This window comes from Clostridium sp. CM027 (assembly GCF_024730565.1).
Classification (GTDB): Bacteria; Bacillota; Clostridia; order Clostridiales; family Clostridiaceae; genus Clostridium_AD; species Clostridium_AD estertheticum_B.
This window is the reverse complement of the sequence record NZ_CP077725.1, coordinates 3,180,166-3,192,251: the sequence shown is the minus strand read 5'-3', so window position 1 is coordinate 3,192,251 and position 12,086 is coordinate 3,180,166. Positions and strand designations below refer to the sequence as shown.

Here is a 12,086-nt window from a genome sequence, read left to right as displayed (position 1 = left end):
AATTATACTATAATATTTACTATTTTACTATATTTTGCCCATATCCGCATGATATTTTTATACTAATTACAAATTAATTTATCAAACTTTTCAGCTCAAGTTCTTTCCCTATAAATCCGCTATTTATAAACCGGAATATCAAAATATATTAGGCTATTAGGACAAAGCTCTGTTAATTTTTTTATATTAGATATTTGATTATATGCCCATTTAACATCTGTAGCATATTGGTGAGTTCCAGGACTTGCAGGATTCCATCTCATTTTATATAAAGTATTTTGATTTGTACTGGCATTATTTATATAACCCTCCGATATAAAATAAGCACCTCCATTTATAGCTTGTTCTTGAGTAAACCAACCTTGCTTATAAGCATATTCTGACCCGTACTTATTCGCATTCGAGTCATAAGCTCCAATTCCAAATAAGTTATAGGATACCCTTGGAGTAACAGCTTTCCCATCAACAGAAGTTACTAATATACCAGTTGCTAAAGCTGAGGTTCCATTTCCTGTTTCCAATATAGCATGAGATATTAGGTAAATCGGATTAATATTGTTAGTTTTTGCTGAGTTTAAAAACATTTGCCCTTTGTCGCTTAATACTCCTTTTCCCTTTAAAACATTGTTTAAGTCGGTAATTGAAGCACCGTCATTATAACTTAATTTTAATAATTCATATTTTCTATATCCATCATCAATAATATTTGATGGATCAACATATTCCTTTATCATACTGGCATTTGCTGGATCCCATGTCCAAGTTGTTGTGTTGTTATAAACCGCACCAGACGCAAGCTGGATACTAACCATTTTATCTAAAGATGTATTATAGCTATGGTATTCAATCATTCCATATACATTAATACCAATGTTTTGATTGATTATCCTTCCATCATCCCCCACCATCTCCACTCTTATAGTATGATTACCGGGTGTAGTTTTTGAAGTATCTAGATTAAAGTTTAAACCTGATTTATCTCCTCCTGTATATCCAGGGAAGGCTGCATTAACATCTCCTCTTGAACTTCCATATGCTGCTTTACCCTTAAAAATATTATCTAAATATATATTTACTGCTTTTACTCCTGAGGCATTTAAAGCCCACCCAACTATATTAATATTATTTTTGATAATATCATTATTTGAAGGTGTATCAACACATAATCTTTCAGGTAATTTTTTTAAAATTAAATTTTGGTTTATGGTTAAGCTTGTACCATCTTTGCCAATTGCAATAATTTTTAAATTCGCATTTTGTGTTCCTATTGCCAGCAATTTTAATGCATTAAAAGAAAAAGAAAATCCACTATTGCCTCCATTTAAATATCCTGGATATGCAGCATTTACATCGCTTCTTTCAACACCCTCAAAGGAAGTGCCTACTAAATTATCATTTAGGTAATATTGTATTTCTTTAATTCCGGAATCATTTAATGCCCAGCCTTCAATATGTATATCTTTTTGAGTAGTTGAAAAGTTGTCAATTGGAGTATCTACATGCATCATAGGGTCTTTTTTGTTGATAATTATAGATCTATCAATTTTATCTTCACTTCCGTCCTTACCAATTGATACAACGGAAAGATTATGCGTCCCTGGTGATATAGACTTTGTATCTAAGTTATAGCTATATCCACTTTTATCTCCATTAGGATAACCTGGGAATGCAGCATTTACGTCACTCCTGTCTAATTCATAAGTTGCATTAGCAGTATATACATTGTCTATATATATTTTTATTTCTCTTATACCAGTAGCATTCAATGACCACCCTTTGATATTAAAACTTTCCCCACTAATTGATTGAGCCTCGCTAGGTGTCTCAACATATACTCTCGATGGTAAAAGGGTAGTAGCCATTACCGTATTACTTTTATTTGTATACAATACAAACAAAGTCATAGCCATAAACAATAACGTTTTTTGAATATTTCGCTTTCTCAATTTATATTTCACCCGCCCTTATCAAAATAATTATATTAAAAATTTTTTTCATTCATTTTCATTTAATTTATCGGTGTTAATGTATCTTCTATCAGATCCCATTCAAACGCTTTACCGGTGTCAACTTGAACATAATACCATCCCAATGTACTTATGTGATCACTCATATCATCGTATACTCGAAGAACATAGTAATCTTTTCCACCTTTCTTTTGCGTATGGTCATATCCAACCTTTACCTTTTGGTTTTTGTTAATTACGATTTTGCTTACTATTTCAATCGCTTTTTCCTTTGTAAATTCATTCTTTTTAATGTTTTCGTTAATATTATTAGCCTCTTTTCCAACTTCTGCTTTGTCAGCTTTTTTTTGTTCCTCTATTTTTTTTTGATTTTCCAAAAGCCTCTGTTCTTTCAACTTTTTTTGTTCTTCCGGAACTTTCTGCTCTTCTATTTTTTTTTGATTTTTCGAAACTTTCTGTTCCTTTATTTTTTTTTCTTCAACCTCCTTATTCAATTCTTCTTGTTTTTTATTTACAATTTTTCCATCAGCTTTTTTTTGTTGAATAATAACCATCTGCCCTTTTTTATCACTTTGATGCTTATTATATATTGAAATAATAAAGATAACCCCAATCACAATAGTTAAAAATATTGCAATTAATCTCACTTCTTTTGATTTAAAACGTTCGCGTATTTTATTCAATAATCTATCCCCTTTAATAATTGTAAATACAATAAATTATATATTCCACCATAATTATACTTTAAAATCACTTTTAAATCAATATTTTACAAAATATCCATAAATTAAATTAACGACGAAAAAACTGCTGAAATATATTTCAGCAGTTTCCTTTGCTGGCTTTCGCCAAGCTCTTTATTAAATCATCACCTGCAATGCTCCAATATTAATATAAAACACCTTTTATAACCTACTTGAAATAATTATAAACTACTTCAGCCATTTTACTCGCAAAAGCATCTTGCTCTGCATTATTCGCAGTTTTAGCTGCCTCTTGTAAGTTACTTATAAATCCACATTCAACCAAAATAGAAGGCATATTTGTATTTTGAGTAACATACAAATTATGGTCACTTTTTCCTCTGTTATTATAACCTAAATTAGCTAAGGCATCTATTAATCGCTGAGCTAGATCAGCACTTTTCAATGCTGCTAAAGTTGGAGTTGTATCATAATTTATACCGTTTTTCGTTACTATACCACTTTTGTCTAGATTGGGTCTATAGGTACTATAATGTGTAGTTATACCACTGGACTCTGGGGTATATGCGAAATCATGGTGAATACTAAGAAATAAATCTGCCTTAGCATTATTTGCAATATCAACTCTTTTTTTCAGACTAGAAGTTTCATTATCATAAAATTTATCATTTTCATTTCTTGTCATTATTACATTAAACCCATACTGTACTAACTTATTTTTTAATTTAAGTGCTAATTGCATATTTAAATTTCTTTCCACATAGGTAACCCCACCAAAAGTTGAGTAGGATCCATCATCTCCACCAAAATTATGCCCTGGATCTATAACAATAGTTGCTTGTATCTTAAAGTGTATACTTTTATAAGCAATAGTATTGTCATAACCCTTAGCGTATACCCCGATTGTATGAGTTCCAAATCCTATATCATCTATGCCTAGTTTATATGCAAACCCTGAGTTAATCGAATATGGATATTTGGGATAGGCAGCTTGAACATCCGATCTTAATACATCAGCTTGAACACTTCCTTTTAATTGGCCATCTAAATAAATGTCAACTTGTTTTACTTTGGAATCATTCAATGCCCATCCCCGTATGTTTAGCTCTTTTCTTTCAGTTAAATTATCATAATCCGAAAAATCAGTATCTATATTTACATTTGGGTTTAATTTTTGGAGGTCAAAGCTTCTTTCAACAGATGCCTCACTTAAATCATTCCCAACTGAAGTAACTTTAACTGAATGCTTGCCAATTGATAAATCAGATAATGAACTAACAAAGTTAAATCCACTTTTTTCTCCATTAGGATATCCATTATATGCTGAGTTCACATCCGGTCTATTTAGGCCATAATCTGCCTTTCCTTTATAAACTCCATCAATGTAAACATCAACTTCCTTCATACTAGACTTATTTAAAGCCCAACCACCTATAACTAATTGTTTATCTTTTGTAAGACTACCAATTTCATTTAAAAAAACTCTAGGTTCTGAACCAACAATATTTAATTGCTTAGATATAACCTGTGAACTACTATCATTCCCAATAATCTCTATCCGCAATAAATGCTGCCCTAACAAAATTTCATTTGTGTTTAATGCATATTGAAATCCAGATTTACCCCCGTTTATATACCCTGGGAATGCTCCATTAACATCATCTCTTGTTAATCCACACTGTGCCATACCTTTTAATTGGCCATCCACATAAACCTTAACATCTCTTACTCCCTCTGCATTTAAAGCCCAGCCTTTAACATCAATGGTGTTTATCTTTGCTATATTACTATAGGATGGAGAATCAATATAGCCTATAGGTTTTTTCTTCTCCACTATTATCTTATTATCTATAGTTTTTTTTGTTCCATCTGCGCCTACTGCCTCTACCCTTAAATCATAATTTCCTGGAGGCGTGTTATTTAGAGGGATTTTATATGTAAATCCACTAAAGTCACCACTAGGATATCCTGGAAATGCCTTATTTACATCTGATCTATCAATTCCATAGACAGCACTACCTATAAATTTGTTATCCAAATACATATTAACTTCTTTTATCTTTGAAGTGTTAAGTGCCCATCCATCAATTAGAATTTCTTTTTCAAATTTTTGGTTATTTAAAGGAGTGTCAATAAATAATGTATTGTCACCTTTATAAACTTCCACTACCATTTGACTCTCAATACTACTTTTATCATTTCCTACAGTAACTACCTTTAAAACATTTCTACCTACAGCTAATTTATTAGCATTAATAGTATAATCAAATCCTGATTTTGAAGCATTATTATAGTAGGGGTAAGCATCCTTTACATCTTCTCTAATTAATCCATAATCAGCATTTCCACACTCGACATCATTCACATAAATTTTTACCTGATTAACGCCTGAGGGGTTTAATGCCCAGCCAGCAATCTTCAAGTCTCTTCCATTTACATACCTGCTTAAGGTTGGATCATCAATATAACTCATAGATTCTTTCTTTAAAATAATATTGCTTTCCTGTATATCTCCATTGTTCCCTACAGCTTTTATGGTAACTGTCGCTGTAGAAGTCTTTATAAGACTAGTATCTAGCTTATACGAAAACCCAACTTTATTTCCATCTGGATAATTAGGATAAGCATCTGCTACATCCGATCTATCTAAATTATAATTAGCTTTACTTAAAAATTGATTATTTAAATATATTTGTACTTCTTTCATACCATTTTGATTAATTGCCCATCCACTTATAATTTCCTCATCGCTGTTTACCACTTTTTGATCTAGAGGCTTGTCTACAATCATTTTAGGCAATTGATGTACTTTTTCAATATTCCTAATTTCTTTAAATTTTGATCCATCAAGTCCTATAGCTTCAACTAATATCTTATGTACACCATAATCTAAATTTGTATTTTCAATATCATAGTTAAATCCAGATTTACTGCCATCAGGGTATCCTTGGAATGCGCTATCCACATCTGGTCTTTCCAATCCATAAGTTGCAGTTCCTATAGCTTTATCATCCAAGTATATTTTTACTTCTTTTACACCTTTAGGACTTAGTGCCCACCCTGCAACCTTCAACCCTTTATCTCCATAAACTTTAGGCGAACTAGGAAAATCTAGACAAATCTTATTCTCTGTTGCTGTACTTGGATGTTCTTGTGCTAATGCTAATGCTTGGACATTAAATAAAGGTAAAATAAAAATTACTAACATATTAATTACTATAGCAAGCCTAGTGCTTTTCTTCATATGTTCTCGCTTCCTTTCTAACAATTTAATGCATATCCAACATTTAAATTTTTTTAAGAAATCTATCATCATAAAAACATATCATAATTAAATAATACTGCTATGAGATATTTTTACCATAATACTTCTTATTGTAATATATTTAATACCATATTAATTAAGAAAACATAAAAAACCCAAAAATCTAAAAGCTTTACTCTACAACAGATTTTTTTTCAAATAACTCCATTAAAATTATTAAGAATACAGGAATAAAAAAGCCGTGGGCTCCTGCAAAGTATGGATTAGTTGTACTTGCTACCACTACAGATATTAAACCTATTCCCCACCCTTTTAGTATACATTGCTCAATTATTACATTATTACTTCTGATAATTTTATAAGTATTATAAATTATATGAATAAATCCGAACCCCAAAAATAATATACCTATTAATCCAGTTTTATACCATAATTCAAGATAATATAGTTCAAAATTCAATCCACTTCTCCCTGTTTCTACCTCATATGCATTTATTTCAGCACCAAATCCTGACCCTATTACGACATGTTTTTTGATACCGTTTATTAAGTACTTAGTCTGAATGCTCCTAATATTATTCGAAGGTTCCTTTTGATTAAATTGCGTTGTTGACTGAACTCTTCCAACAATTTCATTAAGAATACTATTCCCATTATGCTTTAATGCTACATATCCTAAAGATACGCATAAGCAGATTATAACAATATTCAAAAGAAACCGCTTTTTATTAGCTATTTGTATAAAAAAAGGAGTTAAAATTACCACTACAAATGTCCCCACCCAGTACCCTCTTGTACCTGTAGCAAGTATACCTATAAGCAAAATTAAAATATATACGCTTTTAACTATTATATCTTTTATATCTTTTATATCTTTTATATCCTTCTTGTTAATATACGCTAATTTAATTAAACACAAAGCTAAAGCCACTTGCATTAGTATCCCATTTGCAATATACACTCTAGCATATTCATTTGAATATAACAGTCCTGTAATTAACCCATAATGAGTTATTTTTTCAAACTTTTCCAAGTATGTTACAGGGTTTATTCCTAGCCCAATTACATTATGACTCCATAAGAAAGCTATAAATACAAGTAGTGCAACAACAACATTGTAGATTATAAATAAATTAATTAAATTAATTATCCTTTTCTTGTCTCCATTTATAAACACTACAAAAATAAACACATACAATATTGATATAAACACGTTTAAATTTGAAATTATATCTTTTAAATTATTACCATTTACAATACCAATAATAGCGCCATAAATAATAAAACAAAAAATAGCTGCCATGTAAAATTTAGATCGATTGCTAAACTTTATTTTATTTTTATAATAATATAACATTGCCACTAGAAGACCAATACCAAATAAAACCATCCTTATTGGTAAGCCAAATAATCTTCCAAGCCCGCCGAGTATTATTTCTGTAAACATGACATATAACAAAATGTCGTTTATATTCAAATTAATTTTTTTTAACATAACTTAACCTACCTTATTAGTCTATTTTAATTTGATTATAGATATTTCTTCTATAATCCAATACTCCTTTTATAATCATCTTATATTTTGATAATTTATTTTTCTCATGCAATTGTATTTTTATTATCTCATTAATAAAACGAAGTTTGTCCTCTCTTACCCACGTTGGGAAATCACTTTTAAATTCTTTCCAACAATAAAATCTATTACGTGTTATATAATATCTTCGTATAACAGAATGATTTGTAACAATTATTTTTTTGCCAAGAAAACTCTTATTAACAGAATCGCCTAAGCTATGTAATAAAATGATATTAGATACCTTTAATATATTATAATTTTTTCTCTTAATCCTTAGACAAAATTCATGATCTACAAAATCTATAAATAATTTTTCATTAAAAAATCCTATTTTATTAAATATTGAAGCTTTAACCAAATTTCCTGAAGTCATTTCAACAATAACATTTTTTAAGTTATCTATATCAAAACTATACTTTTCGCACTTGAAATTTACAGTTTCAGTTTCACTCTTATCAACATAAGTTGGAGCAATTATAGCCACCTTATCTCTTTCATTTTCTGATAAGTTTTCATACACACAAATCATATTTTCAATCATATTTTCAGTAGCCACACTATCGTGATCTAAAGTGAAAATCCACTCATACCCTTCTGATAATGCAAATTTAACTCCATAATTCAAAGCTTTTGCAATACCGTAGTTTTCGTTATTATAAATGATTTTAATATAATCATTTTCATCTAATTTAGCCAATTCATTTATAGTATCTCTATTAGATCCATTATCAATTATTACTACTTTATCAACCTGTCCTTTTATAGCATCTACGCATTTATATATATCCTTGCCAATGTTATAAGTTATAACTACTGCACATACATTTGTATTAGTTCTCATATCTACCATATCCTATCGTCAACTTTTTATTAAATCGATAAAATCACATTGCATAGTAACTTTATCTTCAAAAGCCTTATGCTTTAATTTCATCTTATTTTTCAAACTCAATATCTCTTTAATTGATTTCAAATTGAAAGGTTCAAATATTAAAGAGAACATTAAAAATTTTATAAAATTCTTGATTATTTGCCACTTATCTCTTTTAAATGTTTGTTTTGTTTCATTTTTTAAAATCATTAGATATTGATTTCTGAAAGATAATCCTCTAATAAATTTAGATTGTTTTTTTCTAGCATTAATATAATTTTTAATTCCATTTTCACCTTTTCCGAAACCTCTTCCATGGTATGCTATTGCTTTTGGATAATACATACACTTGAGTCCCGCTAAGTTAAATCTCCATGATAAATCTATATCTTCTTTATATGCAAAAAAGTCTTCATCAAAATATTCATTTTCTATCCTAACTTTTTCTAAAGCTGATTTCCTATAAAAGGGAGCTGCACCACAAACTCCAAAAATCTGTTCTGTGGTGTCATATTGACCAATATCCTCTTGATTTTGCCCTCTATCAATGCATCTCCTACTACGAAACATTTCTATCCCAGCGCTATCTATGTAATTCAATTTTTTATCATTCTTAAAATCATACTTTAATAACTTTCCTGACACTGCAGCAATTTCTTCATCTCTTACTGTGAATATATAAAGCTTCTCAACGAAATCTGACTCCATCACAATATCAGGATTAATTATCATAACATATTCTCCATGTGCCATATTAATCCCTTGATTTGCAGCTCCCGAATATCCCAAATTCTTATCATTATTAACCTTAATAAAATTTTCATTTGGGTATTCTTTGCAAAAATATTCATATGAATCATCACTTGAATTATTATCTATAAAAATCAACTCAATATTTTTGAATGTTTGCCGGATTATTGAATCTATACATCTTTTTATGTATGATTTATTGTTCCAGTTTATCACAACTACACTTACGGTATCCTTCATACAACTAATCCTCTTCCTCAACGTAATCTAATATCTAATAAATTTAGTATCAAGCTATTCTTTAATTTTATAAACGAATTGTATATCTAACTCTCTTAATTGTTTTTGAACCTTGTCTTTTTCTGATAAAAGTACTTCATCTATTCCATCTAATGGCCATTCTATATTAATATCTGGATCGTTCCATAACATGCCACAATCAAATTCCGGATGATAAAAATCAGTACATTTATATACAAATTCTGCTTCATCAGATGTAACTAAAAATCCATGTGCAAAACCTTCTGGCACATAAAATTGTTTTTTATTTTCTTCAGTTAATAATACGCCATACCATTTACCAAAAGTCTCTGATCCTTTCCTTAAATCCACAGCTACATCAAAAACTTCACCTTTTATTACTCTAACAAGTTTTCCTTGAGTATGCTTAGTTTGGAAGTGTAACCCTCTGAGCACTCCTTTTGTAGACATAGATTGATTGTCTTGTACAAACACCATGTCAAGTCCTGCTGCTTTAAACTCCTCATAATTATAAGTTTCCATAAAGTATCCTCTGTTATCACCGAACACCTTTGGCTGTATAACATATAAACCTTCTATTCCTGTTTTAGTAAATGTAAATTGTCCCATAAATATCACCTATACTTTCTTATTAATCTTTTATTCTATTGAAGCTGCTGCTTCTTTATACACGTCCTTATATTCATCAGCTATATTTAATAAATATCTACCATATTCCACTTTGAATAACGGTTCTGCAAGCTTTATCAATTGTTGCCTATCTATAAATCCTTTTCTATAAGCAATTTCTTCTAAACAAGCAACATACAGCCCTTGCCTTGTTTGAATAGCCTCAACAAAATTAGAAGCTTCAAGTAGTCCTCTATGAGTTCCAGTATCAAGCCATGCCATTCCACGTCCAAATAGCTCAACCTTTAGTTTGCCACGTCTTAGATATTCATTATTTACCGCAGTAATTTCTATTTCACCTCTAGCAGATGGTTTAACATTTTTCGCTATTTCCACTACATCATTATCATAAAAATACAGTCCTGGAACTGCATAATTTGATTTTGGATTTTTAGGTTTCTCTTCTATAGATACTACATTGTTATCTTTATCGAATTCTACTACACCAAATTCTATTGGGTTACTAACATGGTATCCGAATATAGTTGCACCTACTTCTCTTGAGGCAGCTTTTTCTAATCTTTCACTAAATCCATATCCATGAAAAATATTATCGCCAAGTACTAATGCAACTCTATCATCACCTATAAATTCTTCTCCAATTATAAATGCATCAGCAAGTCCTTTTGGTTCTTCTTGCACTGCATATTGTATATTAAGTCCTAATTGACTTCCATCCCCAAGTAAAATTTCAAAAGTACTTGTATCTCTTGGTGTTGATATAATTAATATATCCTTAATTCCTGTTAGCATTAACACTGATAATGGGTAATATATCATTGGTTTGTCATATATAGGTAATATCTGTTTAGACACAGCTTTAGTTATAGGGTAAAGCCTAGTTCCAGAACCTCCAGCTAATATTATTCCTTTCATCTTTGTTCCTCCTAAATTTAAATTATAATCCTAGAAAACCTTTTTTTCCTTTTTAGTAGCATTCATTGTTAAACTTAATCCCCATTTTGAGTAGATACCCAAATATGTTAGTAAATTTACAATTGTATTGTATTTATTTTTATAATGTTTATTATAGAATATAAACATTGATTTGTGAAATTCGCCTATCATTCTTGTGCTTTGCTTCTTACTGCTTTCACCTTTATAATGAACTATTCTTACCTTAGGATGATAATAGTTTTTCCACCCTGCTTGTTTTATTCTATAACACCAATCAATGTCCTCTCCATACATAAAAAAGGTTTCATCAAGAAGCCCAACCTGCTCAATGGCTTCCTTGCGTAGCATCATAAACGCTCCAACTAAAGAATCAATTTCGCTTTCTTCATCCTCATGTATAAATGTAGCATTATATCCTCCAAATTTTTTATTATTTGGAAATAGCTTGTCTAGCTTCATAAGATAGCATAAAGAGTTCCATGGAGACGGGAATCCTCTTTTGCATGCTTTATCTAAAGTGCCATTAACTTTTACCACTTTACATCCAAGGCATCCAATCTCTTTATCCTTTTCCATAAAATCAACGCATTCCACTAATGTACCTTTTGGTACAATAGTATCAGGATTTAAAATTAGAACATACTTGCTCGACCTGCATTGTCTTATGGCTAAATTATTAGCCTGTGAAAAGCCACCATTAATGCTGTTACGTATGAGCTTTACTTGTGGAAATTCACTTTCTACCATCGTAGCACTACCATCTTTTGATTGGTTGTCTACTACCCATATTTCATATTCTATGTTTTCAGTATTCTGAATTACGGAACTTAAACAATCCCTTAATAAATCTACCGTATTATAACTTACTATAACTATTGACAAATCCATACGCTGTCCCTCATTTATCTTTTGATATTTTAATGAGACAATAAAACTTTATATTGCCCCTTCTTTTTAAATACTACAAAAACTGTTTTTAAAGTAATTTTTATATCCATCAAAAAACTTCTTTTATCTATGTATTCCATATCTAAATGGAGCAATATGTTACTATTTTAATTAATTTACGCTATGTCATTAATTCCCTTTTAATACAATTTAATGCATTTTAATACAATTTATATTT

At 30.0% G+C, this 12,086-nt stretch carries 9 protein-coding genes; all 9 read right to left on the bottom strand.

All coding sequences use genetic code 11. From position 1 onward, the window contains the following. Positions 1-119: 119 nt before the first annotated feature. On the bottom strand, positions 120-1,946 hold the full coding sequence (locus KTC92_RS15165) for an Ig-like domain-containing protein (protein ID WP_216302585.1): 1,827 nt from the start codon (positions 1,944-1,946) through the stop codon (positions 120-122). A 62-nt stretch (positions 1,947-2,008) separates the two neighbouring features. Beyond that, positions 2,009-2,650 (bottom strand): hypothetical protein, encoded by a 642-nt coding sequence (locus KTC92_RS15160; RefSeq protein WP_220286184.1) that lies wholly within the window; start codon positions 2,648-2,650, stop codon positions 2,009-2,011. A 229-nt stretch (positions 2,651-2,879) separates the two neighbouring features. Beyond that, a complete protein-coding gene (locus KTC92_RS15155) occupies positions 2,880-5,915 on the bottom strand; it encodes an N-acetylmuramoyl-L-alanine amidase (protein WP_220286185.1) in 3,036 nt (1,011 codons plus the stop codon). 193 nt (positions 5,916-6,108) lie between these two features. Next, positions 6,109-7,431 (bottom strand): O-antigen ligase, encoded by a 1,323-nt coding sequence (locus tag KTC92_RS15150; protein WP_220286186.1) that lies wholly within the window; start codon positions 7,429-7,431, stop codon positions 6,109-6,111. 16 nt (positions 7,432-7,447) lie between these two features. After that, complete coding sequence (locus KTC92_RS15145; RefSeq protein WP_220286187.1) at positions 7,448-8,353, bottom strand: glycosyltransferase family 2 protein; 906 nt, start codon at positions 8,351-8,353, stop codon at positions 7,448-7,450. An 18-nt stretch (positions 8,354-8,371) separates the two neighbouring features. Then, a complete protein-coding gene (locus tag KTC92_RS15140; protein ID WP_216302579.1) occupies positions 8,372-9,373 on the bottom strand; it encodes a glycosyltransferase family 2 protein in 1,002 nt (333 codons plus the stop codon). Positions 9,374-9,427: 54 nt separating this feature from the next. Then, on the bottom strand, positions 9,428-10,003 hold the full coding sequence (rfbC, locus tag KTC92_RS15135) for a dTDP-4-dehydrorhamnose 3,5-epimerase (protein ID WP_216302578.1): 576 nt from the start codon (positions 10,001-10,003) through the stop codon (positions 9,428-9,430). A 30-nt stretch (positions 10,004-10,033) separates the two neighbouring features. After that, positions 10,034-10,939: a glucose-1-phosphate thymidylyltransferase RfbA gene (gene rfbA / locus KTC92_RS15130; RefSeq protein WP_216302577.1), complete on the bottom strand. Its 906-nt coding sequence runs from the start codon at positions 10,937-10,939 to the stop codon at positions 10,034-10,036. Between the two features lie 30 nt (positions 10,940-10,969). Then, complete coding sequence (locus KTC92_RS15125) at positions 10,970-11,848, bottom strand: glycosyltransferase family 2 protein (protein ID WP_220286188.1); 879 nt, start codon at positions 11,846-11,848, stop codon at positions 10,970-10,972. Between the last annotated feature and the right edge of the window lie 238 nt (positions 11,849-12,086).

Excerpts from the sequence above, each read along its gene's own strand:
- KTC92_RS15125 (WP_220286188.1), bottom strand. The coding sequence starts at position 11,848 with ATGGATTTGTCAATAGTTATAGTAAGTTATAATACGGTAGATTTATTA.
- KTC92_RS15140 (WP_216302579.1), bottom strand. The coding sequence starts at position 9,373 with ATGAAGGATACCGTAAGTGTAGTTGTGATAAACTGGAACAATAAATCA.
- KTC92_RS15155 (WP_220286185.1), bottom strand. The coding sequence starts at position 5,915 with ATGAAGAAAAGCACTAGGCTTGCTATAGTAATTAATATGTTAGTAATT.
- rfbC (WP_216302578.1), bottom strand. The coding sequence starts at position 10,003 with ATGGGACAATTTACATTTACTAAAACAGGAATAGAAGGTTTATATGTT.
- KTC92_RS15150 (WP_220286186.1), bottom strand. The coding sequence starts at position 7,431 with ATGTTAAAAAAAATTAATTTGAATATAAACGACATTTTGTTATATGTC.
- rfbA (WP_216302577.1), bottom strand. The coding sequence starts at position 10,939 with ATGAAAGGAATAATATTAGCTGGAGGTTCTGGAACTAGGCTTTACCCT.
- KTC92_RS15145 (WP_220286187.1), bottom strand. The coding sequence starts at position 8,353 with ATGAGAACTAATACAAATGTATGTGCAGTAGTTATAACTTATAACATT.